The organism is Kitasatospora sp. NPDC053308 (genome assembly GCF_055585785.1).
The window spans coordinates 395,666-422,423 of record NZ_JBVJJY010000004.1; the positions used below are offsets into that span (position 1 = coordinate 395,666).

General features: G+C 75.6%; 25 protein-coding genes and 1 pseudogene. 7 read left to right on the forward strand and 19 right to left on the reverse strand.

The window, feature by feature from the left end; translation table 11 throughout:
* Positions 1 to 90: 90 nt before the first annotated feature.
* Complete coding sequence (locus tag ACZ6Y7_RS12400; protein ID WP_465757840.1) at positions 91 to 765, reverse strand: hypothetical protein; 675 nt, start codon at positions 763 to 765, stop codon at positions 91 to 93.
* A gap of 359 nt (positions 766 to 1,124) precedes the next feature.
* Here ACZ6Y7_RS12400 and ACZ6Y7_RS12405 point away from each other — a divergent pair, with 359 nt between their 5' ends.
* Positions 1,125 to 1,607 (forward strand): SRPBCC family protein, encoded by a 483-nt coding sequence (locus ACZ6Y7_RS12405; RefSeq protein WP_465757841.1) that lies wholly within the window; start codon positions 1,125 to 1,127, stop codon positions 1,605 to 1,607.
* 216 nt (positions 1,608 to 1,823) lie between these two features.
* On the opposite strand, the gene ACZ6Y7_RS12410 is transcribed toward ACZ6Y7_RS12405, so the two are convergent.
* A complete protein-coding gene (locus ACZ6Y7_RS12410) occupies positions 1,824 to 3,113 on the reverse strand; it encodes a helix-turn-helix domain-containing protein (protein ID WP_465757842.1) in 1,290 nt (429 codons plus the stop codon).
* Positions 3,114 to 3,438: 325 nt separating this feature from the next.
* On the opposite strand from ACZ6Y7_RS12410, the gene ACZ6Y7_RS12415 reads away from it, so the two are divergent.
* Positions 3,439 to 4,704, forward strand: a complete 1,266-nt coding sequence (locus ACZ6Y7_RS12415; RefSeq protein ID WP_465757843.1) for a L,D-transpeptidase — start codon at positions 3,439 to 3,441, stop codon at positions 4,702 to 4,704.
* A 133-nt stretch (positions 4,705 to 4,837) separates the two neighbouring features.
* Here ACZ6Y7_RS12415 and ACZ6Y7_RS12420 read toward each other — a convergent pair whose 3' ends face one another.
* Positions 4,838 to 5,617, reverse strand: a complete 780-nt coding sequence (locus tag ACZ6Y7_RS12420) for an NAD(P)H-dependent oxidoreductase (RefSeq protein WP_465757844.1) — start codon at positions 5,615 to 5,617, stop codon at positions 4,838 to 4,840.
* A gap of 159 nt (positions 5,618 to 5,776) precedes the next feature.
* Between ACZ6Y7_RS12420 and ACZ6Y7_RS12425 the strand changes: the two genes are divergently transcribed.
* Both ACZ6Y7_RS12425 and ACZ6Y7_RS12430 read left to right on the forward strand, forming a co-directional pair.
* Complete coding sequence (locus ACZ6Y7_RS12425; RefSeq protein ID WP_465757845.1) at positions 5,777 to 6,628, forward strand: helix-turn-helix transcriptional regulator; 852 nt, start codon at positions 5,777 to 5,779, stop codon at positions 6,626 to 6,628.
* A gap of 108 nt (positions 6,629 to 6,736) precedes the next feature.
* Positions 6,737 to 7,027 (forward strand): hypothetical protein, encoded by a 291-nt coding sequence (locus tag ACZ6Y7_RS12430; RefSeq protein WP_465757846.1) that lies wholly within the window; start codon positions 6,737 to 6,739, stop codon positions 7,025 to 7,027.
* 45 nt (positions 7,028 to 7,072) lie between these two features.
* On the opposite strand, the gene ACZ6Y7_RS12435 is transcribed toward ACZ6Y7_RS12430, so the two are convergent.
* On the reverse strand, positions 7,073 to 7,657 hold the full coding sequence (locus ACZ6Y7_RS12435) for a MarR family winged helix-turn-helix transcriptional regulator (protein WP_465757847.1): 585 nt from the start codon (positions 7,655 to 7,657) through the stop codon (positions 7,073 to 7,075).
* Between the two features lie 101 nt (positions 7,658 to 7,758).
* On the opposite strand from ACZ6Y7_RS12435, the gene ACZ6Y7_RS12440 reads away from it, so the two are divergent.
* Positions 7,759 to 8,655, forward strand: coding sequence for an NAD-dependent epimerase/dehydratase family protein (locus ACZ6Y7_RS12440; protein ID WP_465757848.1), 897 nt, complete (start codon positions 7,759 to 7,761; stop codon positions 8,653 to 8,655).
* 261 nt (positions 8,656 to 8,916) lie between these two features.
* On the opposite strand, the gene ACZ6Y7_RS12445 is transcribed toward ACZ6Y7_RS12440, so the two are convergent.
* The 3 genes from ACZ6Y7_RS12445 to ACZ6Y7_RS12455 form a co-directional block, all read right to left on the reverse strand.
* Positions 8,917 to 9,420, reverse strand: coding sequence for a metallophosphoesterase family protein (locus tag ACZ6Y7_RS12445; RefSeq protein ID WP_465757849.1), 504 nt, complete (start codon positions 9,418 to 9,420; stop codon positions 8,917 to 8,919).
* Positions 9,421 to 9,498: 78 nt separating this feature from the next.
* Positions 9,499 to 10,338, reverse strand: a complete 840-nt coding sequence (locus tag ACZ6Y7_RS12450) for a maleylpyruvate isomerase N-terminal domain-containing protein (protein WP_465757850.1) — start codon at positions 10,336 to 10,338, stop codon at positions 9,499 to 9,501.
* A 709-nt stretch (positions 10,339 to 11,047) separates the two neighbouring features.
* Complete coding sequence (locus ACZ6Y7_RS12455; protein ID WP_465757851.1) at positions 11,048 to 11,506, reverse strand: MarR family transcriptional regulator; 459 nt, start codon at positions 11,504 to 11,506, stop codon at positions 11,048 to 11,050.
* 110 nt (positions 11,507 to 11,616) lie between these two features.
* Here ACZ6Y7_RS12455 and ACZ6Y7_RS12460 point away from each other — a divergent pair, with 110 nt between their 5' ends.
* Positions 11,617 to 12,873: an alpha/beta hydrolase gene (locus ACZ6Y7_RS12460; protein ID WP_465757852.1), complete on the forward strand. Its 1,257-nt coding sequence runs from the start codon at positions 11,617 to 11,619 to the stop codon at positions 12,871 to 12,873.
* 112 nt (positions 12,874 to 12,985) lie between these two features.
* On the opposite strand, the gene ACZ6Y7_RS12465 is transcribed toward ACZ6Y7_RS12460, so the two are convergent.
* The 12 genes and pseudogenes from ACZ6Y7_RS12465 to ACZ6Y7_RS12520 all read right to left on the reverse strand — a co-directional run.
* Positions 12,986 to 13,351 (reverse strand): hypothetical protein, encoded by a 366-nt coding sequence (locus tag ACZ6Y7_RS12465; RefSeq protein WP_465757853.1) that lies wholly within the window; start codon positions 13,349 to 13,351, stop codon positions 12,986 to 12,988.
* A gap of 194 nt (positions 13,352 to 13,545) precedes the next feature.
* Complete coding sequence (locus ACZ6Y7_RS12470; RefSeq protein ID WP_465757854.1) at positions 13,546 to 13,962, reverse strand: lasso peptide biosynthesis B2 protein; 417 nt, start codon at positions 13,960 to 13,962, stop codon at positions 13,546 to 13,548.
* Positions 13,963 to 14,023: 61 nt separating this feature from the next.
* Positions 14,024 to 14,281 (reverse strand): lasso peptide biosynthesis PqqD family chaperone, encoded by a 258-nt coding sequence (locus ACZ6Y7_RS12475; RefSeq protein WP_465757855.1) that lies wholly within the window; start codon positions 14,279 to 14,281, stop codon positions 14,024 to 14,026.
* Between the two features lie 35 nt (positions 14,282 to 14,316).
* Positions 14,317 to 16,104 carry an asparagine synthase-related protein gene (locus tag ACZ6Y7_RS12480; RefSeq protein ID WP_465757856.1) on the reverse strand — a complete coding sequence of 596 codons (1,788 nt, stop codon included), beginning with the start codon at positions 16,102 to 16,104 and terminating at the stop codon, positions 14,317 to 14,319.
* Between the two features lie 38 nt (positions 16,105 to 16,142).
* On the reverse strand, positions 16,143 to 16,256 hold the full coding sequence (locus tag ACZ6Y7_RS12485) for a lasso RiPP family leader peptide-containing protein (protein ID WP_402214940.1): 114 nt from the start codon (positions 16,254 to 16,256) through the stop codon (positions 16,143 to 16,145).
* Between the two features lie 703 nt (positions 16,257 to 16,959).
* Positions 16,960 to 18,273, reverse strand: coding sequence for a cryptochrome/photolyase family protein (locus tag ACZ6Y7_RS12490; protein WP_465757857.1), 1,314 nt, complete (start codon positions 18,271 to 18,273; stop codon positions 16,960 to 16,962).
* Complete coding sequence (locus tag ACZ6Y7_RS12495) at positions 18,270 to 19,109, reverse strand: DUF1295 domain-containing protein (RefSeq protein ID WP_465757858.1); 840 nt, start codon at positions 19,107 to 19,109, stop codon at positions 18,270 to 18,272. The genes ACZ6Y7_RS12490 and ACZ6Y7_RS12495 overlap by 4 nt, the downstream gene beginning before the upstream one ends.
* Positions 19,106 to 20,392, reverse strand: coding sequence for a class I SAM-dependent methyltransferase (locus ACZ6Y7_RS12500; protein ID WP_465757859.1), 1,287 nt, complete (start codon positions 20,390 to 20,392; stop codon positions 19,106 to 19,108). Before ACZ6Y7_RS12500 ends, ACZ6Y7_RS12495 begins: the two co-directional genes overlap by 4 nt.
* Positions 20,389 to 21,189 carry a DUF1365 domain-containing protein gene (locus tag ACZ6Y7_RS12505; RefSeq protein WP_465758024.1) on the reverse strand — a complete coding sequence of 267 codons (801 nt, stop codon included), beginning with the start codon at positions 21,187 to 21,189 and terminating at the stop codon, positions 20,389 to 20,391. Before ACZ6Y7_RS12505 ends, ACZ6Y7_RS12500 begins: the two co-directional genes overlap by 4 nt.
* 80 nt (positions 21,190 to 21,269) lie before the next feature.
* Positions 21,270 to 22,613: an NAD(P)/FAD-dependent oxidoreductase gene (locus ACZ6Y7_RS12510; RefSeq protein ID WP_465758025.1), complete on the reverse strand. Its 1,344-nt coding sequence runs from the start codon at positions 22,611 to 22,613 to the stop codon at positions 21,270 to 21,272.
* A 348-nt stretch (positions 22,614 to 22,961) separates the two neighbouring features.
* Positions 22,962 to 24,062 carry a MerR family transcriptional regulator gene (locus tag ACZ6Y7_RS12515; protein ID WP_465757860.1) on the reverse strand — a complete coding sequence of 367 codons (1,101 nt, stop codon included), beginning with the start codon at positions 24,060 to 24,062 and terminating at the stop codon, positions 22,962 to 22,964.
* A gap of 116 nt (positions 24,063 to 24,178) precedes the next feature.
* Positions 24,179 to 24,688 (reverse strand): annotated as a pseudogene (locus tag ACZ6Y7_RS12520) (sigma-70 family RNA polymerase sigma factor); the annotation flags it as partial.
* Between the two features lie 370 nt (positions 24,689 to 25,058).
* Here ACZ6Y7_RS12520 and ACZ6Y7_RS12525 point away from each other — a divergent pair.
* Positions 25,059 to 26,573: a cryptochrome/photolyase family protein gene (locus ACZ6Y7_RS12525; RefSeq protein ID WP_465757861.1), complete on the forward strand. Its 1,515-nt coding sequence runs from the start codon at positions 25,059 to 25,061 to the stop codon at positions 26,571 to 26,573.
* Positions 26,574 to 26,758 lie beyond the last annotated feature (185 nt).

Consider the following 26,758-nt stretch of genomic DNA (forward strand, 5'->3'; position numbering starts at 1 on the left):
CCCTGACACTCGGCGTCACTGCGGGAAGGCGCTCGGCTCCCAGGCGTTCCCCCCGACCGTCTGACCCGCCGCCGGACCGCGGGTCGGCCCTCAGGGGTTGCCGGTCGCCACGACTCCCCCGGTCAGGCCCGCACGGTCCAACGCCCGGACGATGGCGGGCCCGTCCAGTGGATCACCGTCGCCGTTGGTCCGGGCCAGCCGCCGCAGCAGCCCCTGCGGCTCCAGTCGGTACGCCTCCGCGTCGGCCAGGAGGCTGTCCGCGGTCGGCCCGTCGGCCGTGTCGTCCAGGTGGTCCTCCAGGTCGCCGAGCACGCTGCCGCGGTCGATGAAGGAACCCATGCCGCAGTCCAAGCCGTCGTCGTCCAGGTCGTCCGGGTACGGCGCCCGGGCCCAGGCCCCGTTCTCGTACCAGTACACGCAGCCGATCTCGTACCCTTCGAGCCGGCTCCGCAGTTCCTCGTAGGGCAGCCAGTCCGGACCGCCCGCCAGCACGTCGATCGCCGGTTCGTGCCACTTGACGCCGCTCGACTCGTCCTCGCCGTAGAGCACGAACCGGCCGGCGCCGGCCTCGGACATGATCCACCAGGTGCAGCCGCAGTCGTCCCAGTGCAGGCCCTCGTCGTCGATCCACCGACCGATCCGGTGACGCGGCGGGCGCTCCTCGTCCTCGGTGGTCGCTCCGAGGGCCGCGAGCAGCGCCCAGCGCGCCCACAACTCCTCGGCCGGTGGAAGGTCCTGCGGCAGTCCCGGTCGGTGAACGGTCATCTGTGCCCCCGTGTCGGCGAATCCGATCGTGATCGCCGTAAGGATACGATCCGCCACCGACGCGCGGTGTCCGGTGTCCGATGCCCGGTCGGGGTGGCCCGGCCCTCCTGATCGCGTGGCGCGCCGACGGTGTCACGTCGCGAGTCGGGCGCGGCCGCGGTGTCGGTGGTCGGGGCTACGGTTCTCGGGACGGCGGGAGCTGACGGAACGGCAGCGGGTACGCGGAGCGGTCTGTTGCCCGGACGGCCGGCGACGCGTGCGCCGCCACCATCCGCCCACCACCCGCCACCGGCCACCCGCCACCCGCCACCCGCCACCCGCCCCTGACCGCAGGAACCGGCACCGAGGGAGCATCCGACATGAACCCCACCACCGACCCCCGCACGATCCGCCTCGACCTCCGCTGCCCGGCCTCCGCCGAGCGGATCTGGGAGCTGTGGACCACGGCGTCCGGCATCGAGTCCTGGTGGGCGCCGGACGGCTTCGTCGTCCGGGTGGAAGCCCTCGACCTGCGCGTCGGCGGCACACTGACCTACACGATGACCGCGACGGGCACGGAGCAGGTGGCCTTCATGGAGGGCGCGGGGCTCCCGCTGCGCACGACGTCGAGCAAGACCTTCACCGTCGTGGAGCCGCAGCGCCGGCTCGGCTACACCACGCTCGCCGACTTCATCCCCGGAGTGACCCCGTACCCGTTCCTGACCGAGGTCGAGCTGGCGCCGACCGATGACGGCGTTCACGTGACGATGACGGTCGACGCCATGCACGACCAGGAGTGGACCGAGCGGCTGGTCGCCGGGCGGCGCAACGAGTTGGCGAACCTGGCGGCCCTGGTCGGATAGCGAGGGCGCCTGGGAGGTGCCCTCCCCGCTGACGGGACGGCACCCGAGGTGACTGACGGCCCGCCAGCGGACGGCGGCGGCACGGTGAGGCCCTCGCCACCGGCACCGCGTCGACCCGAACGTGCCTGCAGGAGTACGCCCGTCGCGCGGGTCGCCTGGACGTCGTCCGGGAACTCCCCGACGGGGCCACCGGCTGACGGCGGGGCCCCGCCGTCGTCACGGCTGGAAGGGGCTCGGCTCCCAGGCGTTCCCGCCGACCGGGTAGCGGTACAGCGGGCGGCCCTTGACCGCGCTCGTACGGAAGGGCGCGCCCGCGCCGGGGCCGACGGTCAGCGTGCCCGTGCGGTTGCCGCTGGTCCACTCCAGCTCCAGGTACCAGCTGACGTCGTGCGAGACGGTCGTGGCGGTCACCTCGATGACCTCCGGGTCCCGCTCGCTCACCTTGAGCGGCAGACCGGTGGTGCCCTCGATCAAGGCCGGACGGGGGCGGGCCGCGTCCAGATCGAGGTTGTAGGAGTGGACGCTCATTCCGCCGCCGCAGCCCTCGCCCATGGCGTAGGCGTTCCAGGGCAGCGGGGCCGAGCTCCGGGCGACGCGGACGTTGAGGGCGGTCAGCACCACGGTCTCGCTGCCGGTGCCCTGCACGGTGAGCTGGACCGACTGGTAGCGGCCGGGGACGGCGCCGACCCGGGAGACCCAGTCCGGGACGTCCTGCGGCGCCGGCGGGCGGGGGACGTCCGACGGCGGGCGGTCGACCACGTACTGGTCGCACTCCGCGTCCCAGCCGGACGGGCGGACCGCGACGGTGATCGGGGCGGCGCTCGCCCCCTGGTCCCCGGCGCCGGTGGACGCGGCGGCGCCGACGGGGGTCGCGACGGGAGCCGGCGCCGGGAATCCACTGGACGGCCCGGCGGAGGCCCGGGTGGGGGCGGCGGCGGGCGGACCGTCCGCGGGACCCTTGAGGCCGGTGGCGACGGCCCCGATGGTGGCGAGCACCGCCGCAGCCGTCACGGCGGCCAGCGCCCCCCGGCGCACCCGCCGCTTCGGCGGCACGGCGGGGACCCGCTCGGGGGCGGCTGACGAAGCGTCCGCCGCAGACGCGGGCTCGGGCTCGGGCTCGGGCTCGGGTACAGCCTCGGGTACGGCCTCGGGCTCGGGCTCGGGTACGGCCTCGGGCTCGGGTACGGCCTCGGGCTCGGGCGCGGTCGCGGGAAGGGGCGCAGCCGCGGGCGCGGGCCGGTTCGCCCGCGCCTCGTGCGCGGTGACCCACCAGCGGTAGAGCTCGGTGCTTTCCTCCGGAGTCGCCCGGCACAGCCGCGCGAGGCGTTCCAACGGGGCGAACTCCGCCGGCATCACCTCGCCGTTGCAGTACCGGTGGAGGGCCGACGTACTCACGTGCAGCCGCTTCGCCAGCACGCCGTAGCTCAGCCCCGACCGGCTCTTCAGCTCCTGGAGCCGCCGCGCGACCTCGTCCTCCGCCCGCACGTCCCCGATCCCCTGCGACACTGTTCCTCCACCCCTCCTGAACCCCTCGACGGTGCTCCCCCGGCTCGGGCCGTCGGCGGCCGTCACTCGCCGCCGAACCACCCGGGCACGAACCGACACGGGCCCCGGCAGTCAAGTACGCCGCGGACCCGTCCCACGGTTCCCCGAGGGCCTCTTCGCAGCCGTCCGCGCCGTCCCGGAGCCCCGGGCGCGCGTCCCAGGAAGGGTACGTCTTCGCAGCTCAAACCGGGTAGCGGCGTCCCCGCGTCCCTGATCGCCCTCCCACCGTTGCGGCCGGGACGAACCGGCGCACAAGCTGACGGCGGAACATCGAGAGGGAGCACCTGTGAGCACTGTTCGGGCGGCCCGGGCCGCGATACGCACCAGCGACCGTCTCCACCGCGGCGCGGTGGCGTTGGCGATGGGCGGGGTCCTGCTGATGACCGCGGCCTGCGGCGACGGCAAGGGGGAGGGCGGCGGTGACGCCGCGTCGGCCGGCGCCGCCGCCTCCGGAGCCACGTCCGGAACCGCCGCCGGGCCGTCCGGCGCGGCCACGCCGAAGACGTCGACCGCGGTGCTGGACGTGGAGCCGAAGGACGGGGCCCAGGGCGTCGCACCGACCGCGCTCCGGGTGTCCGTCTCGCAGGGCAAGCTCACCGCCGTCGACGTGACGGACAAGGACGGCAAGCCCGTCCAGGGCTCGATCACCCCGGACGGCGCCGGCTGGAAGCCCGCCGCCGCGCTCGCCCCCGGCACGGCGTACACGGTGAACGCCCAGGCGAAGGACGCCGACGGTCTGGTCGCCGCGGCCACCAGCGCCTTCACCACCGCCCCGGCCGGCAAGAAGGTGTCGACCAACGACAACATCGCCGACGGCCAGACCTACGGCGTGGGCATGATCGTCAAGGTGGACTTCAGCACCAAGGTCGTGAACAAGGAGGCCGTCGCCAGGGCCATCACCTTCGAGACCGACAACGGCACCGAGGTGAGGGGCCACTGGTTCGGCGACGACCGGCTCGACTTCCGCCCGGCCGAGTACTGGAAGCCGAACACCAAGGTCACCATCCACTACCGGCTGAAGAACGTCGAAGTCGCCCCCGGGGTGTGGGGCGACGTCGACAAGGACGAACCGTTCACCATCGGCCGCTCGCAGGTCTCTACCGCGGACGCCGCCACGCACCAGCTGACGATCGTGCGGGACGGCAGGTCCACCACCGTGCCCGCCACCCTCGGCGACGACCAGCACCCCTCCTGGGGCGGCACCATGGTCATCATGTCCAAGGAGCGGGTCACCCACATGAACTCCCAGACCGTCGGCATGGGCAACGAGTACGACATCCCCGCCGCCCCGCACGCGATGCGGCTGACCCGCTCCGGCACCTACCTGCACGGCAACTACTGGTACAAGGGCGACCCCTTCGGCAAGACCAACACCAGCCACGGCTGCGTCTCGCTCAAGGACGTGGAGGGCGGCAGCGACACCTCCGTCGCCGGATCGTTCTACAACAGCTCGCTGATCGGCGACGTCGTCACGGTCGTGAACAGCAAGGAGAAGACCGTCGCCCCCGACAACGGCCTCGGCGGCTGGAACCTCCCCTGGGCCACCTGGTAGCCCCCGACCCGGCGAACTCCCTCCCCCGTCCTGCCGATCGGCGGCAGCGCCGTCGCGTGCCGCCCCGGGGCGACCCCGGGGCGACCCCGGGGCGGCACGCGACGGCCTTCTGGGGAGGGGGTGCCGGCCGAGGTCAGCCGCGGACGTGGAGCCCGAAGCCGGTGCGGCCGGCCGGCTCCAGGCCCTCCTTCAGGTGCAGCGAGGGGATCTCGTAGTCGCCGAAGTTCTGCCGCCGGAAGGCGATCGGCTCGGTCGTCTCCAGGGTGAGCAGGCGCTGCTTCCAGGCCTCGGCGACGGCCGGGTACTGCTCGTCCGTCATCCGGTCGACGCCGTACAGGACGAACGGCGGCAGCACCTCGATGCCCGGGTAGTAGAGGATGCCGTGCTGGATCGGGAACAGCAGGTCGTCGATGGGGCCGTTGATCCCGCGCGCCTGGTAGTGCGGTTCGGGGCCGCCGGCGGTGACCGACAGCAGGGCCCGGCGGCCCGCGAGGGTCCCCTCGCCGAAGCGCTCGCCGTACTTGGTGTCGCTGTGCTCGCCGACGCCGTACGCGAAGCGGTAGGTGAACACCCGGTCCACCCAGCCCTTGAGGATGGCGGGCATCGAGTACCACCACAGCGGGAACTGGAAGATGATCGTGTCGGCCCAGAGCAGCTTCTCCTGCTCGGCGCGGACGTCCGGGGTGAGCGTCCCGGTGGCGAAGGCCCGGCCGGAGTCGAGGGCGACCTTCAACGGGCTGGAGGCCTCGGGGCCGTAGTCCGCGGCGTCGACAACGGCCTTCCAGTCCATCGCGTACAGGTCGCTCACCCGCACCTCGTGCCCGGCGCCCTCCAGCGTGGACACCGCGAGGTCCTTGAGCGAACCGTTGAGCGACTTCGGCTCCGGGTGGGCATGGACGATCAGCGTCTTCACGGCGACTCCTGAGGATCGGTGGGGTTGGGATGCCTTCGATCCTGATCGCCCCGACGCCCGCCGTTCAGGGGCGGCGACTCCGTCGGACCGGCGTTCCTGGTACTGGCAGGACCACCCTCCGAGCCCTCCGACGGCCCTGGCTGAGGCCATACTCGGGGGATGGACGATCTTGCGGGCTTTCTGCGGACCAGGCGTTCCCGCGTCGACCCGGCGTCGGTCGGCATCCCCACCGACAGCCGGCGCCGGGTCCAGGGGCTGCGCCGCGAGGAGGTCGCGCACCTGTCCGGGGTCAGCGTCGACTACTACGTGCGCCTGGAGCAGGGCCGTGCGACCCAGCCCTCCGAGCAGGTCCTCGACACGCTCGCCCGCGTCCTCGGCCTGAACGACACCGAACGCGAGCACCTCCACCGGCTGGCCCGCCAGCCCCGCCGCCGGGCGAGGACCCCGGGCGGGCGGGTCCGGCCGGAGCTGCTGCGCGTGCTCGACCTGGTCCCGGACGCGCCGGCGCTGATCGTCGACCACCGCCTGGACGTCCTCGCCGGGAACCGCCTCGCCCGGCTCCTGTTCGGCAAGCCGATGCCGGGGCTGAACACCGCCCGGCACGTCTTCCTGGAGGAGGGCGACGGCGGCCTGTACGCGGACTGGGAGCACTGCACCCTGGACGTGGTGGGGCACCTGCGCCTGGCCGCCGGCAAGTACCCCGACGATCGTCGGCTGGCGGAGCTCATCGGAGAGTTGGCGATGGGCAGCGAGCGCTTCCGCCGCCTCTGGGCCCGCGCGGACGTGCGGGCCCGCACCCACGGGCGCAAGCCGTACCGGCACCCGCTGGTCGGACTGCTGGAACTGCACCACGAGAACTTCGCGCTGGCGGACGCCTCGGGCCTGGAGCTGCTGGTGCTGCCCGCGGCTCCAGGCAGCCCCGCCGAGGACGGGTTGCGCCTCCTCGCGGGCCTGGACGCGGACGGCGCCGCCGCGGCCACCGCGGTGAGCCCCGAGGCCCGTCCGTCCTGACCCGGCGCCTCGGGCCGGGCCGCGGCCGGCGAGGGGAACCACGGCCCGGGCGACCGAGTCCCTTCCGGAGGAAGGACGTTCCGATCCGACGTCGACAGGGGGGCCGGGATGCGTCACGGGTGGCCGACCGACCGGGAGCTGCGGCAGAGCTTCCACGCGGAACTGGAGCGCGTGCTCACCGGCGGCGGGCCGCGCTCCTGCAACGGGCTGGACGACGACACCGAGCAGGCACTCTGGGCGATCGCCTCGGCCGAGCCCGCCGACCGCGAGGCCCTGGTGCCGGCCGCCTACCGGGCCTTCGCCGGTCAGCTGGACGGCAGCAACGCCGCTCGCCGGCACGCGGAGCTGGAGCGCTGGTTCGACGAGCGCGAGCGGCGGCGCTCGGACGGGGCGGGGTGAGGGCCCGGGTTCGGCGACGGCGGCCCTCCGGCCCGGGCCGGACGGTCAGCGCGGAGCGGGGTCCTCGGCGTGGTCGCCGAGGGTGAGCAGGACGCGGCGCAACAGGCCGGCGAGCTGGTCCCGTTCGGTGCCGGTGAGCCCGGCGAGCTGGCGCTCCTCCCCCGCGAGGTGGTGTTCGACGAGGCGGTCGGTCAGCTCCCGGCCGGCGTCGGTCAGGGAGATCAGGACCCGCCGGCGGTGGGCGGGGTCGACGGCCCGTTCGACCAGTCCCTTCTTCTCCAGGTGGTCGATGCGGTTGGTGAGCGCCGCGGAGCTGACCATCGCGGCCGCGCTGAGCTCACCGGCGGTGAGCACGTGCGGCGGTCCGGAGCGCAGCAGGGTGGCGAGGACGTCGAACTCCCAGGGCTCGACGCCGTGGAGTGCCAGGTTGTCCTTGATCCCGCGCTCGAGCAGGCGGGAGGCGCGGGACAGGCGGCCGATGACGGCCATGGGGGAGGTATCCAGGTCGGGGCGGACCGCGCACCACTGGGCGGTGATGCGGTCGACGCCGTCCTGCTGCGGCTGCGGGGCCGTCAAGGCCGCCGAGTCCGTCGAGTCGATGGGGTCCGTGGGGTCGGTCGAGGCCGTCATGCCCGGAGTCTAACACTTCGACATGGAAATGTTTGACATCGCGGACTGCGCGCACCTATAGTTTCGACATCGAAATTTTCGACATAGTTCGACATAGGGGGATGGGCATGAAGGTCCTGCTCACCGGCGCCACCGGCTACATCGGCACCGCCGTCACCGAACACCTCACCGCCGCCGGCCACCAGGTCGTCGCACTCACCCGCAGCGCCGAGCCACAGCCCGGCCGGGGCTGGCACGCCCAGATCGTCGGCGACACCGCCGACCCGGCCTCGCTGGTCGGCGCCGTCACGCCCGATATCGAGGCCGTGATCCACCTCGCTCCCCCGAGCGGCGACGCCGACGTCGACACCGCCGTCATCGAGGCGCTCGCCACTCCCCTGCGCGGCACCGGCCGCCCCTTCGTCTACACCAGTGGCGTCTGGGTACTCGGCGCCACCGGCGAGGCCCAGGAGGTCGGCGAGGACGCCCCGACCAACCCGATCGACATCGTCGGCTACCGCCCGCGGATCGAGCAGCGGGTGCTCGCCGAGGCCGCCGAGGGTGTGCGCGCGACCGTCGTCCGGCCCGGCATCGTGTACGGCCGCGGCGGCGGGATCCCCGCCCTCCTGGTCGACCGGGCCCGCACGCAGGGGGCACCCGAGTACTACGGTGCGGAGGGCGTGCGCTGGCCCACCGTCCACGTGGACGACCTGGCCGAGCTGTTCCTGGCCGCCGTCGAGCGGGCCGAGGCCGGCAGCGTCTGGCACGGCGTCGGCGAGTCGGCCGTCCCGGTCCGCGACCTCGCCCGGGCCGCCGGTCGGGTGGCCGGCGTGCCCGCCGACCCGCAGGTGCTGGCGGCGGACAAGGCCGCCGAGGTCTTCGGCCCGCTCTTCGCGGACGCGCTCGCCCTCGACCAGAGCGTCAGCGGCGCCGCCGCCCGCACCGCCCTCGGCTGGCACCCCGCCCGCCCGGGCGCGGTGTCCGAGCTGGAGTCGGGCTCGTACGGGGCGGGCGAGTAGCCCGGCGCCACCCACGAGCCGGCCCGGGGCGCACCTGCCCGGGCCGGCTCCCGCGTGCGGGCCCGGCCGCCCACCGCGTGGGCGTGGACCCGTGCGTGGTGGGCGCTGACGTGGGCCCGGACACCGGCCTCGTCCACGATCACCAGCGCCGCTTTCCACGGTCGGCGAGAGCACCGAGCCGATCGGGGCTCGGGGCGGTCGGCCGGCCCGCCGTCCGTCCCTCGCCCGGTGACCGCGCGCGTTCCAGCGCCGTACGGCGGGTCAGGACCGCCGTGGCAGCCGGTGGAGGTGTACGTCGGTGAGCCGGCCGTCGTGCGCGCGGGCGGTCAGGTAGGTGGCGAAGGGCTGGCGGCGCCGGTCGGTCGGCGAGCCCGGGTTGAGCAGTCGCAGGCCACCGGGGGCGTGGCTGTCCCACGGGATGTGGCTGTGACCGAAGACCAGGACGTCCGTGTCGGGGAAGCGCGAGCTGCACCGCTGTTCGCGGCCCCGGGCGGGACCGGTCTCGTGGACGACGGCGAAGCGCACGCCCGCCAGTTCGACGCGGGCGACTTCCGGCAGCCGTTCGCGCAGCGCCGGCCCGTCGTTGTTGCCGTGGACGGCGACCAGCCGCCGGGCCCGGACTTCGAACAGGTCGAGCGTGGCGGTGTCGACCCAGTCCCCGGCGTGGAAGACCACGTCGGCCTCGTCGAGGGCGCGCAGCAGCGGATCGGGCAGGGCGCGCGCCCGGGTGGGGAGGTGGGTGTCGGAGGTCAGGAGCAGTCGCACGTCGGTGGGCTTCCGTCGGGGTCGGATGGGCGTGAATCGGGTGGGCGGGGTTCCGGTGGACGGCGTTCCGCCGGCCGGTCAGCCGCTGACGTGGGCGGTGTGGTCGAGCCAGTGCCGGGCGAGCTCCGCGTCGCCGTCCACGGTGATACCGGTGGCGTGGTGGTCGGTGAGCGGGAGCCGTCGGGTCAGGACCAGCAGCAGCGACCCGGCCGGGCCGGTGACCGTCACGTCGGCCCGGCCGATGCCCGGCCGCCATGTCACACCGTCAGGGCGTCGTTCCACCAGCCAGGCCGCCGCGTCATCGGCGATGTCGGTGGCGAGCCACTGGAGGGTCTGCCCCGTCCCCCGGATCGCGCGGGCGGACTCGGGGCGCTGCAGCTCCCAGGTGGGCGAGGCGAGCATCGCGAGGTGGTTGCCGATGAGTGCTGCGGCGACCTCGGCGTCGATGTCGATCGGCCGATCGGCCTGGCGGACGGCGTCGCCCGCTCGGGCAGCCTCGGCAGCGCGGACTGCGTCGAAGCCGTGGACGACCGCCTCGTTGACGAGGCTGGCCAGCCAGAAGCGCGTCCCCGAGCGCCCGTCCCCCGCGGCGTTGAAGACCGGAGCATCCAGCGCCTCGTCGGAGCAGGCGCTCGCGGCCCGCTGCGCCGACTCCACCAGCCACGCCTGCCACCGGCCGGGGTCGGCGGGGACGGCGGCCATCTCCGTGGGCAGCCGAGCGGGGTCGGTGATGCGCCGCTCGATGATCTCCGCGACCCAGTGCTGGGTCCGGCCCACGTGCTCGACCAGGTCGGTGGCGGTCCAGCCCGGGGCCGTCGGCACGACGGCCTCCGGCCCGGCCGAGGCGGCCGACTCCGCCAGGCGCCGGGTGTGGTCGACGATCGTCCGGCGAGCGTGCTCCGCGTTCAGCTCGGTCATGTGCGCGTCCTCTCCCAAGGGCCGCCCTGGCGGCCACGGTTCGCTGCCACCCATCGTGTGGCGTCGCACAGGACAAGACCGTGCACGGACGCGAAACTCATCGCTCGTTTCCCGACGACTTCTCCGGCACGCCGACACGCCCGGTCCGATGCGGGGCGGCGGGTGCCATCGGCGTTCTCGGCCCACTGCAGACTTCGTGGCGCTCGGTGGGCCGGTCGGAGGCCTGTGGGACCGGGCTCTGGGGAAAGGGCCGGCCGGATGCCCCCTCCCCCGCGACCCCTCCCCCGCGACCCCTGCGGCCCCGCGATCCCCCCGGGGCACAACGGGTGGTCCGCCCGGTCCGCTCCCGGGGCATTCCCGGGCCCGGGCCCGGGCCCGGGCCCGCGTCCGCGTCCGTGCATTGCGGCGCTTCCTCCTGCACCAGCCCGAGCGCCTCCAGGAGGAACCGGTAGTCGTCGCGGTCGAGCGCGTGGGCGGCTATCGCCCGGCGCGCCCGGCGCCGCAGCGTCTCCGGCACGACGCCCGCCGGTTCGAGAATCTCCGCGACCGACGCCGGGTCCCAGTTCGCACGCACCTGACCAACACCCCTTCGTGCACGGTTGAACCTTTCAGGCTACTGCGCCCCGGGCGAACGCCTGCCCGCCCGGGAGCGAACGACGCACCGGGCCGGGCACACGACGCACCGGGCAGAGGGCGAGGGTCCGAGCCGTCAGAGCCGGTCGTAGACGGCGGACAGCCGGTGCAGGACCTCGGCGGCACGGTCGAGGTCGTCGGCGTCGTAGTCCGCCAGGTCGGCGTGCAGGGCGTCGGCCAGTGCCTCCTGGCGCTGCCGGTGCCGTTCACGCCCGGCCTCGGTGAGCGCGACCACGACGGAGCGCTTGTCCTCCGGTGGGCGGGTGCGGGTGACGTAGCCGGCTGCGACCAGCCCGTTGACCAGCTGGGTGGTGGCGGCGCCGGTGGTCTCGGTTCCCGCGGCGAGCCCGCTGATGCTCAGCGGGCCCTGGTCGGCCAGCGTGCGCAGGGCGCGGGCATGGGTGAGGGAGAGGGCTCCGGGGGTGCGGGTGGCGCGACCGCGCAGGCGGGCGTCGGCGGCACTGAGCCGGTACGCGGCGCGGGCCAGGCGGTCGAGCGCTTGGGCGCGCTCGGGGGTGGGCGGCTGCTCGGCCATGGTCGCTCCTCCGGGCTGGGTTGACAGCCAGCCTAGCTTAAGTACTTAATGGCTAAGTACTTATAGATTAAGTACTTAGACGATTCGCCCCCGACTCAGAGGAGACCGTCATGACCGTCCGTTCGACCGGCCAGAGCTGGGCCCTGGACATCGCCCTCGCCCAGGGCGGATTCGACGCCCTGCACCCCGAGGCCGTCGGCACCATGGAGCAGCTCGGCCACGACCACACCGACTTCGCCAAGGTCTTCGCCCTGGTCCGCAGCGGCGCGATGCTGCCCAAGGCGTGGGCGACCGTCGCCGGCCAGGCCGAGGAGCGCGCCGCCCACCACGAGCGCGGCGGCTTCGCGCAGACCGCCGCCGACCTCTACCTGCGGGCCGCGGTGATGTGGGGCCGCGCCCAGTACTCGATCTTCGACGCGGCCGACCCGCGCAAGGCGGCCCTGCGTGAGCGCGCCGACCACTGCGTGGCCCGCCTCGGCGCGCTGCGGGACGGGCGGGTGCGGCGGGTGGAGCTGGACTTCGAGGGCTCGACGATCCACGCCCTGCTGCACCTGCCCGCCGGCCCCGTGCAGAACGCGCCGGCCGTCATCCTCGGCCCGGGGATGGACATGATCAAGGAGGACTACATCTGGGCGGCCGAGCGGTACTACACCTCCCGCGGGATGGTCGCGCTGTCCGTCGAGGGACCGGGCCAGGGCGAGAGCCGGGCCGGCGGGCTGACCGTCGACCTGACCAACTACGAGCGGGCGATCGGCCGTTACCTCGACCACCTGGCCTCGCTGCCGGAGGTCGACGGGACCAGGATCGGCATGTTCGGCATCTCGATGAGCGGCTACTGGGGCTCCCGGGCCGCCGCCACCGACGGGCGCCTGGCCGCGCTCGCCGCGTTCGAGGCCGTCACGGGCGACTTCGCGACCATCTTCGAGCGCGCCCAGCCGACCTTCAAGAACAACTACATGTACATGGCGGGGTACACCGACGAGGCGGCCTTCGACCGCGACCTCGCCCGGCGGATGCCGCTCGGCGACCTCGTGGCCGACATCGCCTGCCCGGTGCTGTACGGCATCGGCGAGTTCGACGAGCTCACCGATCTGGGCCAGGCGATCGAGAGCTTCGAGCGGATCCGGGCGCCGAAGGAACTCCGGGTCTACGAGGACGAGTTCCACCCGCTCGGCGGCGTGGCCGCCGAGGCCTTCCGGTTCGGGGCCGAGTGGCTGGAGCGCGCCCTCGCCGGCGAGTTCGCCGAGCCGGGCCGCGACGTGCGCCACTACGTCCACCGCGACGGCCGCACCACCGACGGCAGCGCCGACCCCACCTGGTGGCGCGGGGCGGCCCCGACCGGGCTGGCCGCCGTCCGGCGGGCGTGAGGCCTGGCGGACACCCCGGGGCGGCCCGGTCCCGTCGGCGACCGGCGCCCCTCCGGTCGCCGACGCCGCACCGCCGACGACCGGCCCCCCCGCGACAAGGACCGGAGGAGGTCTACTGGTCAGGCTCCTGCGGGTCGACGCCGGTGCGGGCCCCCTGGGAGTAGCCGCCGGACGGCCGCCCCGACGGGCCCTGGGGGCCGTGATCGCGCCGGTGCTCGGACGGCCCCTGGTCCTCCCCGCGCGGCCCCTTGCTCTCCACCGTCTGCCCGGGTACCCCCTGCTTCTCCTCCTTCGAAGGCTCGCGCCCCGGGCCGGGCTCGGGAGCGTACTCGTCGGGGTGGAAGGAGCGGTGCGCGCTGTCGTTGGGCTGCTGCTCCTCCGCGTCGATGTCACCCGACCAACCGTGCTGCGCACCCTCGTGGCGGCTGGCCTGGCCCTCGTCCATGGACTCGTGCGTGCCGGGTTTCCTGGAAGTCATGACCGAACGTCCTCACGTGCGGGGCTGTGTCCCCCACGCGCCTGTCCACCTCACGGTCGGCGACACCCCGCGCCGGGACCCGTTTCGTACCGGGGCGTGGACGGCCGAGGTATCAGGCCGGGATCAGGCCGGTGCCAGGCCACGGTCAGGCCGGTCAGGCCGCTGTCAGGTCTGCCAGGCCGCTGTCGGGCCGGTCAGCCGCGGGGCGCCACGGTCATCAGCGGGTGGAAGTGGGCCAGTTCGGCGGGTTCGTCCACCGGGGCGCCGTCCGCCTCGATCCAGGCGTGGGCGCGGAACGGCTCCGTGCGCACCCCGGTGCGCCAGGTCGGCCAGGTCCCCCGGGCCCGGCACAGCAGGGCCGCGGCGATGGACCGCTGCAGGCAGCCCTGGCCGGCGCAGCGCATGCTCAGCGCGACCACCTGCTGCCGGGCGGCCAGCGCCTCCCCGGTGGTGGCCGGGCGGGCGCCGCCCCGCAGGCGCAGCATCAGGCGGCGGATCCTGGCCGGCGGCATCCGCTCGATCAGCCGGGCGGCGGCGATCGCCGCGAGCACGGCCGGGCGCCGGTGCCACGGCGGCCGGCCCGCCCCGGCGGCGTGACCGTGCAGGCTCATCCGCGCGCCCCGGGGCGGCCGGCGGGGATGGGCGTCCCGGCCGCGGACCGGCGCCGGGCGCTCATCCGGTGACCAGCCCGGCGGTGCGCAGGCTGCCCAGCAGGGCGGCGACGTCGCTGCGGGCCTGGTCGGCGGTGACGGGGTAGCGGCCGCTGAGGTCGGTGGCGATCTCGTCGGCGGTCCGGTCGTCGAGGAGGGACTGCAGGATGTGCAGTCCGGTGCGGTTGAGCTGGAAGTAGCGGCCGGAGCGCTCGTCCAGCACCACGGCGCCACTGCCGGTCGGGGTGAGGGTCACATCGGGGCGCAGTTCCACGGACATGCGGTCTCCTCCTCGGGGGTTTCCGTGGCGGGTGGTCAGGAGGCGGTGTGCGCGGCCTCGTGGGCGCGCAGCCAGTGCTCGCAGGCGAGGGTGGCGTCGAGTGCCGCGTACGGGGTGCCGGGCGGGTAGAGCCCGAGGCAGGCCCGGCGCAGCGCGTCGGGGTCGATGAGGCCCGCCCGGGCGAGGGTGCTGTCCTCGGTGAGGGCGGCGAGTTCGGCGCGGTGGCGGGCCAGGCCCTGGTGGGCGTCGGGGCTGAAGTCGCCCTTGCCGGTGCGGCGCAGGAGCTCCGCCGGGACGTCCTGGGCCACGGCGGCGGTGAGCAGCGGCTTGTACGCGAAGGGGGTGCCGCGCTGGGCGGGTTCGGCGGCCAGGCAGGCGTCGAGGACCCGGTCGTCCAGGAACGGCACGCTGTACGGGGTGCCGGCGGCGGCGGTGGCCTCGGTCAGCTGGCGCATCGCGGCCGCGCTGTGGCGGACCATGAACAGTGTCTGGTGCTGGGCGTGTTCGGGCGCGAGGGGTGCGGCGTCGGCCTGCGCGACGCTGCGCAGCCGCTCGCGCAGGAGGTCGGCGACCTGCGGGCTGACCCAGGGGGCGAGGCGGGGTTCGGGCCCCCAGCCGAGGAGTTGGGTGGTCGGCGGGGCGGCGTGGGTGAGGCGGTCGGCGGCGTGGGTGAGCCAGGCGTGGTAGGGGCGGGTGTCGGCGAGGGCGCGCAGGGCGGCGGGCAGGCCCCAGCGCAGCCGGGCCCGGTGGCCGCGCAGGTGGCGCAGCGCGGTGGCCGGCTGGTGGGTGGTCAGCGTACGCAGGTACGAGGGCAGTGCCTGGAGGACCTCGTCGCCGCCCTCCCCGCTGAGGCGCAGGCGGGCGCCGTGGGCCGCGAGGCGGCGGGCGACGGCCTCGTCGCGGGCCCGGGTGCGGGTCCAGGGCAGCGGTTCGTCGCCCTGCGGTCCCGCCGTGCCGACGTCGGCGAACATCGCGGGCAGGTCCTCGGGCGCCAGCAGGAGCCGCCGGCCGGGGAGGTGGCGGGCGGCGCGCTCGGCCCAGGCGGCGTCGTCGTGGTGCGGGTCGGTGGAGCCGAGGGTGACGGTGAGCAGCTCGGCGGGGCCCCGGGCGGCCAGGAAGCACAGCGGGGTGGAGTCCAGGCCGCCGGACAGGTCGGCGGCGACGACCCCGCCGGTGCGGGTGCGGGCGTCGACGGCGCGGCGCAGCGCGTGGCCGAGCGCGGCCGCGGCCTCGGCCGGCGGGCGGTCGGGGGCGGGCGGCTGCCAGTGGACGAGCGTGCGGGCGGGGCGGCCGGGGGTGAGGACGGCCGCGTGGTGCGGGGGCACCGGGCTGATGCCGGGCCACAGGGGCAGCGTGTCGAGGGGGTGGGGAAGCGGGTGGGCGAGCCGCAGGGCGAGCCGGTCGAGGGAGGGCGTGCGGCCGGTGAGCGCGGCGAGGGTGTCGGCCCGGTCCGCCAGGAGCGGCGTGCCGTCGAGTTCGGCCAGGTGCAGGCGGCGCAGCCCGGACAGTGAGCCCCGGGCGAGGACCGTGCCGCGCACGGAGGCGACGAGGTGGAAGCAGCCCGCCAGCTCCCGGGCGAGGGTCAGCACGTCGTAGGGGTCGCGGATCCGCTCGGCGCGGCGCAGCAGCCGGTGGTGGTCGGTGCCGACGGTGCCGAACACGGCGAGGGCGACCGGCCCGGCCTGTACGGTCAGCGGTTCCTCGTCGGCCGGCCAGGCGCCGATGATCCAGGGGCGTCCGCCGGGGTGGGGCAGGACACGGCACTCGGCCGTGACCTGCCCCGCGGCCACCGCGGACGCGGCTTCGGTATCCGGAAGGACCACGAACCAGGTCCTGCGGTGACCGCTCATCGGACGGCCCCTCAGATGAGGTAGAAGCCGTGACCGTCGAAGACGTCGCCGATCAGGAAGCCCTGGGTGAGGGCGGCGAAGTCACCGAGCTCGACCAGCATCGGGGTCTCGTACACGTCGGACATGACGGTTTCCTCTCGTTCGACTGCTCAGGTGGACGGGAGTGCGTGCCGGCGACGACCACTCTTCCGGCCCGTCCGCTTCCCGGGCAACCGGGTCCCGGTGCTTTGACCGAAAGTCGGTGACGCTCCGCTACCGGGCGGATCCGCGGTGCGATCGGACGGAAGGGGCGGGTGGTACGGGGCATGCCACCGGGGTACTGGTCGGGTCCCATCCGTCGCGGCTCCACCAGGCTGCGTATACGCACCGCGTACGCCCCCCGCGGGCTCCCGCCCGCCGGCTCCCCGGGCACGGCGATTTCCGGACCGGCCGGAGCGCGGGGGCGCACGGCGGCCGCATGCCGCCTGTGGCGCCTGCCCCTGCGCGCGGTCCGGACCACGGGGCGCGCGGGCGGGGGCCCGTCCTCCGGGTGCGCCGGCGGGCCCGCGGACCGTGCGCCCGGATCCTGTCCGGCGGATCCCGTCGGCTCGGTACCCCCACGTCTCGGTGCCCCCACGTCGCGCCCGGTCGGGCTTGCGGCCGAGTCGGCCCCCGTCCTGGACGTACCCGGACGATTCGGGCGTGCGTCCAGGCGGGATGCGACGTGGGGGCACCTCCCGGCCGAAGGCCGGGGGAGTCACGCGCCCGGCAGCATCCGCCGGACAGGGCCCTGTGCCGGGCCCGCGGCGGCCGCCGGGCCGCACGGGGGCCGGCCGCGCGCCGCGGGGGTCACGGCCGCCCGTGGCGGAACCGGGCGGTGAGGTCCTCGGGGTCGACGATCGGCGCCGGGTAGTCCCCGGCGAGGAGCCAGGGGCGGTGGATGGACGGCCCCGGCAGGTGGGCGAGTTCGGGCACCCAGCGGCGGACGTAGGCGCCGTCCGGGTCGTAGCGGTCGGCCTGGCGCAGCGGGTTGAGGACGCGGTTGGGGCGGGTGTCGGTGCCGGTGCCGGCGACCCACTGCCAGTTGAGCTGGTTGTTGGCGACGTCGCCGTCGACGAGCAGGGAGAGGAAGTGGGCGGCGCCGATCCGCCAGTCCAGGTAGAGGGTCTTGGCGAGGAAGCTCGCCGTCAGCAGCCGGGCCCGGTTGTGCATCCAGCCTTCCTCGGCGAGCTGGCGCATCCCGGCGTCGATGATCGGGTAGCCCGTGCGGCCCTGGCGCCAGGCTTCGGCCTCGCGCTCGTCGTGGTGCCAGCGGTCGTCCCGGCTGCGGTAGTCGCGGTGCGCGGCGTCGGGGCGGGCGGCGAGCACCTGGTGGTGGAAGTCGCGCCAGGCGAGTTGCCGGACGAAGGCCTCCGCGCCGGGGCCGCCGTGCCGCAGGGCGCGGGCGGTCAGCTCGGTGGCCGAGAGGCAGCCGAAGTGCAGGTAGGGGGAGAGCCGGGAGGTGTCGTCGGCCGCCAGGTCGTCGTGGACGTCGGCGTACGCGGCGACGTCCCAGCGGCGCCACCGCTCACGGGCCGCGCTCTCGCCGCCGCGCGGCAGGGAGGGGGAGAAGGGGCCGCTGATCACGAGGTTCTCGCCGCCGATCCCGTCCGGGGTGCGGATCGTCCGGGGCGCGCCGAGCACGGTGCGGTGCGGGGCCTGCTGCCAGGCGCGGTGGTACGGGGTGAAGACGGCGTAGTGGTCGCGCCCGGCGGGGGCGATCCGCCCGGGCGGCACGACGGTCACGGAGGCGTCGTGGACGTGCAGCCGGTCGCCGAACAGGCCCCGCAGGGCCGCCTCGCGCCGCCGGGCGTAGCCGCTGACCCCGGCGGCGACGTGCACCGTCCCGGCGCCGGCCTCGGCGGCGACCTTGGCCGTCTGCTCGGCGGTCGCGCCCCGGCGGACGATGAGCCGGGAGCCGACCCGGCGCAGCGAGGCGTCCAGGTCGGCGAGGCAGTCGGCGAGGAAGGCCAGCCGGTTGGGGGCGGCGAAGCCGGCCGCCTCGACGGCCGGGTCGAGGACGAACAGCGGCACGACCTGGTCGGCGGCGGTGCGGGCGGCGTGCAGCACGGGGTTGTCGTGCAGGCGCAGGTCCTGGGTGAACAGGGCGATCGAGACGGTCACGGGTGGTGCCTCGCAGGTGGTGCGGTCGGGTGTGCGGGGTGTCGGCGCGGTGGCAGGGGGATGAAGCCGCTGGTGCGGGCGGCGTAGGCGGCCCAGCCCGGCCGTTGGGCGCCGAGCTGACGCTCCAGCATCGGCTTTCCGCTGCCGAAGGCGAGCAGCCAGGTCATCACGAGGGGGCTGAGGACGAAGGCCCATCCGATGGGCGTGTCGGCGGCGAGCAGGAAGAGGCCCCACCAGACGCAGGCGTCGCCGAAGTAGTTGGGGTGGCGGGTGTAGCGCCACAGGCCGCGGTCCATGATCCGGCCGCGGTTGGCGGGGTCGGCCTTGAAGCGGGCGAGCTGCCAGTCCCCCACGGCTTCGAAGAACAGGCCGACCGCCCACAGTGCGGTGCCCGCCCAGGCGAGCGGGCCGGGCGGGTGGGGCAGGTACTGGGCGGCTTGGACGGGGAGCGAGACGAACCAGACGAGGGCCGCCTGGAGCAGGTAGACGATCCGCAGGGCGTACCGGGTGCGGGCGGGGCCCTCGGGGGCGCGGGCGAGCATCCGGGCGTAGCGCGGGTCCTCGGGGGCGCCGCGGGCGCGCCACCAGATGTGCCCGGACAGCCGCAGGCCCCAGACGGTGACGAGGACGGTCGCCAGCAGCCGGCGTCCGGGATCCCCGTGGCCGTCCGAGAGCGCGTAGCCGGTCAGCGCGACGGCGGTGAACGCGAGCCCCCAGGCGACGTCCACGCCCCGGTGGCGCCCGGCGCGCACGCCCACCGCGAAGGCGGCGAGGAGCACGGCGAGGGCGACGGCGGCGGTGACCGCGAGGTTGACGGCGAAGGCGGCGGCGTTCACGCCGCCACCTCGTCGCGGGTGAGGAGGATCTGGTGGACGTCGAGGTATCCGGTGCGGAACCCGGCCTCGGAGTAGGCGAGGTACAGCTCCCACATGCGCTGGAAGACTCGGTCGAAGCCGAGGGCGGCGACCTGCGGCGACTGTTCGGTGAAGCGTTCGCGCCACAGGCGCAGGGTCTCGGCGTAGTGCGGCCCGAAGGCGTCGGCGCGGGTGAGCCGCAGGCGGGTGTGGCGGGTGGCGGTCTCGTCGATCGCCCGCACGGAGGGGATCAGGCCGCCGGGGAAGATGTACTTGAGGATCCAGGTGTAGGTGCGGCTGCTGGCGAGCATCCGGTCGTGGGGCATGGTGATCGCCTGCAGGGCGACGCGCCCGCCGGGCGCGAGGACCCGGTCCAGCGTGCGGAAGTAGTCCGGCCAGAACGGCCGTCCGACGGCTTCGATCATCTCCACGCTGACCACGGCGTCGTACCGGCCCTCGGCGGCGCGGTAGTCGCAGAGCCGGACCTCGGCCCGCTCCGCGTGCCCGGCGTCGGCGATCCGGTGCCGGGCGAGGGCCAGCTGTTCCTCGGAGAGGGTCAGGCTGACGACGTGGGCGCCGCGCGCGGCGGCGCGCAGGGCGAGTTCGCCCCAGCCGGTGCCGATCTCCAGCAGCCGGGTGCCGGGGCCGACGCGGGCCAGGTCGAGCAGCCGGTCGATCTTGCGGTGCTGGGCGGCCGGCAGGGCCTCGCGGGTGGCGGCCGGTGCGTGGTCGGCGCCGGTCGGGAAGAGCGCCGAGGAGTAGGTCATCGTCGGGTCGAGGAAGAGCGCGAAGAGGTCGTTGGACAGGTCGTAGTGCCGGTGGATGTTGCGCCGGGCGTTCGCCGCCGTGGACAGCTCCTCGTCCGGCGGCCGCTGCACGTAGAGCCGGCGCAGCCACTGGGCGCCGGTGGGCACGAGGGTCTCGGGGGCGGTGGCGAGTGCGGTGAGCAGCGCTACCAGGTCGGGGCTGTCCCAGTCGCCGGCCTGGTAGGACTCCCCGAAGCCGATCAGGCCGCTCTCCCCCACCCGGTGGAGGAAGTCCTGGGGGCGGTGCAGCCGGAGCACCGGTGCGGCGGGCGGGGCGGGCAGCAGGGTGCGGCCGCCGGGGAGTTCGACGCGCAGGCCGCGTCGCGCGGCCACCCGGCGCAGCAGCCGGGCGGCGACGGCCGCGCGCAACGGCACGTCCGGGACCCGGGCGACGTCCGGCCAGCGGGCGGAGTCGACGAGGGGCGCCGGCGTCCCTGCCGGGGGAACCGTGGTCGTCATGGGGCGGACACCTCTTCCGTGGGAACGGGCTGGTCGGCGGGCCGGGGCCGGCCGGCGGCCGGGCAGGGGTGGACGGCGGCCGGGCGGGGGTGGACGGGCAGTCCGCTGAGCCACAGGCGGATGCCCTGGTAGCGGATGTGCAAACTGACGGCCCAGGTGGCGAACGGGTGCCTGAGCACGGCCCGCAGCAGGGTGGCGGGGCGGGCCGGGCGGGCGGTGCCGCGGACGGTGGCGGTGAAGGCGCGCCGGCCCCGGCGCTCCAGGTGGACGGCCAGGTGGAGGCGTTCGCCCGGTTCGGGCAGGACCATCCGGTAGCGGCCGTCGACGGGGAAGAACGGCGAGACGTAGAAGTCCTTGACGCACTCGGCGCGGCCGTCGGGATCGGGCGGCAGCAGGTAGCGGTGCCGGCCGCCGTAGGTGTTGTGGACCTCGGCGACCGTGCACAGCGGCCGCCCGTCCCCGTCGCGGCACCAGTAGACGGTCAGCGGGTTGAACACGTGCCCGAGCGAGCGGGCCTGGGTGAGCATCAGCACCTGCCCGGCGCCGAGCCGCACACCGTGCCCGGCGAGGTAGCGCTCCAGGTCCTCGCGGACGGACGGTGCCCGCCCGGCCGGGTCGAGGGCGTGGTCGCGGGGCAGGAACCGGGCCAGCGGCCGCAGCGGCCAGGGCGGGGCCGGCAGGCGGTCCACGTCGACCAGCCACAGGTAGCCGCGGTGGCGGAAGGTCCGCAGCCGGGGTGTCGGGCGCACGTGCGTGGTGACGGTGTCGTAGAGGACCGCGCCCCACGGTCCGGGCAGGGGGGTCGCGGCGCCCGCGGTCACGGCGCCCGCGCTGCCGGTACGGGCGGTCGCGGAACGGCCGGGGACGGCACGGGGCGTCACGGCGCGTTCACCCCGAGCAGCGCGCGGGCGGCCTCGATGCCGGAGCGGCAGCCGTCCTCGTGGAAGCCCCAGCCGTGGTACGCACCGGCGAACGCGGTGCGGGCGGTGGTGAGTTCGGGCAGCCTGCGCTGGGCGGCGACGGAGTGCGCGGTGTACACCGGGTGCTCGTAGACGGTGCGGGAGACCACCAGGTGGTCGGGGACGGGGTGGTGCCGGTCCTCGTTGAGGGTGACCAGGTAGTCCTCGGCGGTGTCCAGGCGCAGCAGCCGGTTGAGGTGGTAGCTGACCCGTACCCGCTGGGAGGGAGCGGTGCAGTGGGGCATCCGGTAGTTCCACGATCCGCGCGCGGAGCGGGCGCCGGGCAGCACGGACGGGTCGCGGTGCAGGACGGTGGGGTTGCGCGAGTAGGTGAAGGCGCCGAGGACCTCGCGTTCGGCGTCGGTCGGCTCGGCGAGCAGCTTCAGGGCCTGGTCGGCGTGGGTGGCCACGACGACGGCGTCGGCCTCGGTGCGGTGTCCGCCCTCGGAGACCACCGTGACGCCGTCCGGGGAGCGGTGCACCGCGCGCACGGGGGTGGCGCGGTGCACGGTGGCGAGCCGCTCGGCGATCTTCTCGACGTAGGTGCGCGAGCCGCCGACGACGGTGCGCCAGGTGGGCGATCCGGTGACGGAGAGCATGCCGTGGTTGTCGAGGAACGCGAACAGGTAGCGGGCCGGGTAGTCGCCCGCCAGGTCGGGGGCGCAGGACCACACGGCGGAGACGACCGGGGTCATGAAGTGGTTCACGAAGTACCGGGAGAAGCCCTCGGCGGCCAGGAAGTCGCGCAGGCTCGGGTCGCCGGCCGCCGGGTCGCCGGCCGCCGGGTCGGCGAGCAGCCGGCGGGCGAGCCGGTGGAAGCGCGGCACCTCGGCGAGCATCCGCAGGTACCGGCCGCGGACCAGGGCGTCGGGCCGGGCGAACAGGCCGGCCGGTCCCCGCGCCCCGGCGTACTCCAGGCCGCACCCGTCGCAGCGCACGGACATGCTCATCTCGCTGTCCCGGGTGCGGACGCCGAGTTCGGCGAAGAGCCGGACCAGGTGCGGGTAGGTCCGCTCGTTGTGGACCAGGAATCCCGTGTCCAGCGGTAGCGCCCGGCCGTCCGGGGCGCTCGCGTGCTGGGTGTGGGCGTGGCCGCCGAGCCGGCCGTCGGCCTCGAAGAGTTCGACGTCGACCCCGGCCCGGGAGAGCTCGTGGGCGGCGGTGAGGCCGGCGACGCCGGATCCCACCACCGCCACCCGGCGCGGACGCGCGCCGCCGTCCCTCCCGACGGTGGTCCGGGCGGTGGAAACGGTGTCGAACACGGTCACGAGAGCCCCTCCCGACGGGGCCGCGACACGGCCCGCACTGTCTTTGCACCCGATCTTCGGAACGGGGACCGGAGCGGATTGGCCCGGCTTCGCGGGCCGTCGGGACACCGGGACACCGGGGACACCGGGGACACCGGGGACACCGGGACACCGGGGACACCGGGGACACCGGGGACACCGGGGACCGCGGACACCGGGCGCACCGGGGGGCACCGGCGACATCGGGACAGCGACGCACCGAGGGCACCCGGGGCAGCGGGCGCACCGGGAGGCCCGGGACGGCCGTCACCGGCTGGTGCGGAGCCGCGCGGCGATCCGGTGGCGGGGACGGCGAGGCGGACGTCAGTCCGTGACGGCCTGCTCCAGGAGGTCGACGGCGTCCGTGAGGGTGGCGGGGCGGGCGACACCGGCCGGCGGCCGGTTGCGGGCCCAGCCGGGGCCCGCGGCCACCACCACGGCCGCGCCGCGGGAGCCGCTCGGGCCCCACGCGCTGTGGCCGATCCTGCGGACCAGCTCGCGGTCCGCGGTGTGCTGGTCCTGGGACCAGATCATCACGGCCCCCGGGCCGATCCGGTGGACGGCGTCCAGCAGGGCCCTGGCCGGGACGGCCGCGCCCAGCATGCGGAACGGGACGGCGCGCTCCGCCAGGGCCGCGGCCGTGGCTTCGAGCGGCAGGGTGTGCAGTTCGAGGGGCGTCGCCGCCAGGAGGACGGGCCTCACCCGACGGGCGGTCACCGCGCCGTCCGCCACGCCGCGCAGGGCGCTGGAGACGTGCCAGGACAGCAGGTGCTCGACCTCGACGTACTGCTCGCCGTCCGCCGCCCACTTGCGGCCGGCGGCGCGGAGGGCGGGCATCATGACCTCCGTCCACGCGTCGATCACCCCGAGCGCGTCCACCGCTTCGCGCAGGATCCCGGCGACCTCCGGCGCGTCCAGCCGCACCGCCGCCCGGGCCAGGCCCCGGCATTCGGGGCGCACCGTCCCGACGCGCAGGTTGCGGCTTCCGCCCGGGGCGCGAACGGGCCGGTCGTCGCCCTGCGGGCCCGTCGGCGGCTCGGGCGCGGCGGGCGGCGGGCCGTCCTCGCGCACGGACGCGTCGCGCTCCGCCAGGGCGGCCCGGGCGGCCTCGCCCGGGGGCACCCCGCGGGCCGTCAGCCGGCACATCGTCTCCAGGACGGCGATGTCCCGGGGGGTCCAGCGGCGGTGGTGGCCGGCCACCCGGTGGGCGGGGCCGATGCCGTAGCGGCGTTCCCAGGACCGGACGGTGGTGGGCGACACGCCCAGGCGCTGGGCCACCCCGCCGGTCGAGAGCCCGGCCTCGTCCGCCGGGTCGGGCGTCGAGCCGGGCGCGGGGGCGGGCGCCGGGCCGGGGGACGGGGCCGTTCCGCCGGACCGCGCCCCGGGCGGCGGTCCCGCGCCGAGGCGGGCCGATGAGGTCACCATCCTGCGATCCTTCCCGCGGCGAACCCCGTGTCGCCACCGCTGTCGAACACCCGGACCGCCTGCGTCAGGCGCCCCGGCTTCGGCGGGGGACGGTCGCCCTCCCGGTCGAAGCCGGCCCTGAGCCGGAGGAGGCCGTCGCGGATCCGGGTCTTGACGGTACCCAGCGGCACGCCCGTCCGGTTCGCGATCTCCCGGTGCGAGTACCCGCCGTAGTACGCCAGCACCACGGCCTCGCGCTGCACCGAGCTCAGGTCCGCGAGCGCGGACCTGACCCGCAGCCGGTCGAGCGCGCGGACCGCCTCCTCCTCCGGCGACTCGCTCCGCTGGGGCTCCCGGGCGAGGACCCGGTGGTCGCGCTCGGCGGCCGCCCGGGCGGAGCGTACCCGGTCCACCGCGCGGTGGTGCGCGATGGTCAGCACCCAGGTCAGCACCGACCCGCGTTCCGGCCGGTAGGCCCCGGCGGCGCGCCAGACCTCCAGGAGGACTTCCTGGGCGACCTCCTCGGCGTGCGCCGGGCTGCGCAGCGTCCGCAGCGCGACGCCGTACACCGGTGCGGCCACCGCGCGGTACAGCTCCTCGAAGGCGCGTTCGTCGCCGCGCGCCGACAGCTCCAGGAGGTGGCGCAGCTCCGAGGGCGTCGGCGCGGGGCCGGCGGCGGGAGCTGACTCGGGAGGGGATTGCACGAGCGGGGTCACGGGCCCACCGTGCAGCGATTGTGCACGCGGGGCACACTTGCAGCGTTTGCGCAGCGGTTCGTTCAGGCGTTGACGCGAGGATGACCGGCGGCGATGACCAGGGCGCCCGGCAAACGCTGCGGCACCGCTGCGACTCCCCCCGGCCCGCCGCGCCGCGCGAACCTGGGCAGAGGGCGCGTTCCACCGCGCCCACCCGGCCCCGAGGAACGGAGCGGACCATGGAACGGCACGACGACCCGCCCCCGACCGCTCCGGGCCCGACCGGCGGGGCGGCACGGCCCGTCCGGCCCGGACGACCGGCATGAGCGGGCCGCGCCCGCACTGGCTGTTCGGCGACCAGCTCGGGCCGCACTTCCTGGCCCCCGGGGAGGAAGGCCCGGATCCGGACGCGCCGGTGGTCATGATCGAGGCCCGTTCCGTGCTGCGCCGACGGCGCTTCCACCGGGCCAAGGCGCACCTGGTCCTGTCCGCGATGCGCCACGCCGCGGACGCCCTCGGGGACCGGGTGCGGTACGTGCAGGCCGACACCTACCGGGAGGGCCTGGCCCGGGCCGTGGGTCGGCGCGGGGTGACGGTCCGCCACCCGACGTCGCGCGCGGCCCTCGCACTGGTCGACGCCCTCCCCCGGGTCACGGTCCTGCCGCCGCGCGGCTTCCTCGTCCCCTTCGCCGACTTCCGCCGCTGGGCCGGCGAGCCCGGCGAACGCCGCCTGCTGCTGGAGGACTTCTACCGCCGGGTGCGCCGCGCCGAGCACCTGCTGCTGGAACCGGACGGCAGCCCCGCCGGCGGCCGTTGGAACCTCGACCGGGACAACCGCGAACCCCCGCCCAGGGGCGCCGCCACCCTGCCGGTCCCACCGCCCTTCGCACCCGAGGAGGACGGCATCGACGAGCGCGTCCGGGCCGACCTGGACCGCTGGGAACGCGCCGGCGAGGTCACGTTCGTCGGCCGGGACGGCCCGCGCCGCTTCGCCGCCACCCGGCCGGAGGCCGAACGGGCGCTCGCCCACTTCGTCGCCCACCGCCTGGCCGACTTCGGCCGCTACGAGGACGCCATGCTGCACGCCGACCCGTGGATGGCCCACAGCGCGCTCTCCGTCCCGCTCAACCTCGGCCTGCTCGACCCCGGCGAGTGCGTGCGCGCCGCCGAGGCCGCGTACCGGGCCGGGCGGGTGCCGCTCAACAGCGCCGAGGGCTTCGTGCGGCAGGTCGCCGGCTGGCGCGAGTACGTCTGGCAGCTCTACTGGCACCTGGGCGAGGACTACCGCGACGCCAACCACCTCGGCCACCACGAGCCGCTGCCCGCCTGGTTCCGCGACCTCGACGCCGACGCCGTCACCGCCCGCTGCCTGGCCCGCGTCCTCGCCGAGGTCCGCGACCACGGCTGGGTCCACCACGTCCCGCGGCTGATGGTGCTCGGCAACTGGGCCCTGCAGCACGGCTGGGACCCGCGTGAGCTCACCGACTGGTTCCACCGGTGCTTCGTCGACGGCTACGACTGGGTGATGACCGCCAACGTCGTCGGCATGTCCCAGTTCGCCGACGGAGGACTGATCACCACCAAGCCCTACGCGGCGGGCGGTGCCTACCTCCACCGGATGGGCGACCACTGCGGCCCGTGCCGCTACCGGCCCACCGAACGCCTCGGCGACCGGGCCTGCCCGTTCACCACCGGCTACTGGGCCTTCGTCCACCGCCACCGCGACCTGCTCGCCGCCAACCACCGCACCGCCCGCGCCGCCGCCGGCCTGCGCCGCCTGACCGGCCTGCCCGAGGTCCTGGCCGCCGAACGCGCCCGCGGCCAGGCGCCCCCGTGACCCGGCGCCGCCCGCATCCGGCCGCCTGGCGGCAGCCTGACGGCAGCCGACCGTGGCCCGACGTCATCCGGACGGCGTAACCCGGCCTCCGACGGCGGCCGAGCGACGCCGCCGCTCGGGTGCGGAAAAGCCGAACCCCGGGAGAATCGGGGGGTGGGGGCGGCCCCGGCTGCGCCGCAGGCGCC

Coding starts and splice junctions, on each gene's coding strand:
- ACZ6Y7_RS12430 (WP_465757846.1), top strand. CDS start 6,737: ATGCGTCACGGGTGGCCGACCGACCGGGAGCTGCGGCAGAGCTTCCAC.
- ACZ6Y7_RS12470 (WP_465757854.1), bottom strand. CDS start 13,962: ATGAGCCTGCACGGTCACGCCGCCGGGGCGGGCCGGCCGCCGTGGCAC.
- ACZ6Y7_RS12500 (WP_465757859.1), bottom strand. CDS start 20,392: ATGACGACCACGGTTCCCCCGGCAGGGACGCCGGCGCCCCTCGTCGAC.
- ACZ6Y7_RS12455 (WP_465757851.1), bottom strand. CDS start 11,506: ATGGCCGAGCAGCCGCCCACCCCCGAGCGCGCCCAAGCGCTCGACCGC.
- ACZ6Y7_RS12465 (WP_465757853.1), bottom strand. CDS start 13,351: ATGACTTCCAGGAAACCCGGCACGCACGAGTCCATGGACGAGGGCCAG.
- ACZ6Y7_RS12525 (WP_465757861.1), top strand. CDS start 25,059: ATGAGCGGGCCGCGCCCGCACTGGCTGTTCGGCGACCAGCTCGGGCCG.
- ACZ6Y7_RS12405 (WP_465757841.1), top strand. CDS start 1,125: ATGAACCCCACCACCGACCCCCGCACGATCCGCCTCGACCTCCGCTGC.
- ACZ6Y7_RS12400 (WP_465757840.1), bottom strand. CDS start 765: ATGACCGTTCACCGACCGGGACTGCCGCAGGACCTTCCACCGGCCGAG.
- ACZ6Y7_RS12515 (WP_465757860.1), bottom strand. CDS start 24,062: ATGGTGACCTCATCGGCCCGCCTCGGCGCGGGACCGCCGCCCGGGGCG.
- ACZ6Y7_RS12485 (WP_402214940.1), bottom strand. CDS start 16,256: ATGTCCGACGTGTACGAGACCCCGATGCTGGTCGAGCTCGGTGACTTC.
- ACZ6Y7_RS12440 (WP_465757848.1), top strand. CDS start 7,759: ATGGGCATGAAGGTCCTGCTCACCGGCGCCACCGGCTACATCGGCACC.
- ACZ6Y7_RS12460 (WP_465757852.1), top strand. CDS start 11,617: ATGACCGTCCGTTCGACCGGCCAGAGCTGGGCCCTGGACATCGCCCTC.
- ACZ6Y7_RS12450 (WP_465757850.1), bottom strand. CDS start 10,338: ATGACCGAGCTGAACGCGGAGCACGCTCGCCGGACGATCGTCGACCAC.
- ACZ6Y7_RS12435 (WP_465757847.1), bottom strand. CDS start 7,657: ATGACGGCCTCGACCGACCCCACGGACCCCATCGACTCGACGGACTCG.
- ACZ6Y7_RS12425 (WP_465757845.1), top strand. CDS start 5,777: ATGGACGATCTTGCGGGCTTTCTGCGGACCAGGCGTTCCCGCGTCGAC.
- ACZ6Y7_RS12475 (WP_465757855.1), bottom strand. CDS start 14,281: ATGTCCGTGGAACTGCGCCCCGATGTGACCCTCACCCCGACCGGCAGT.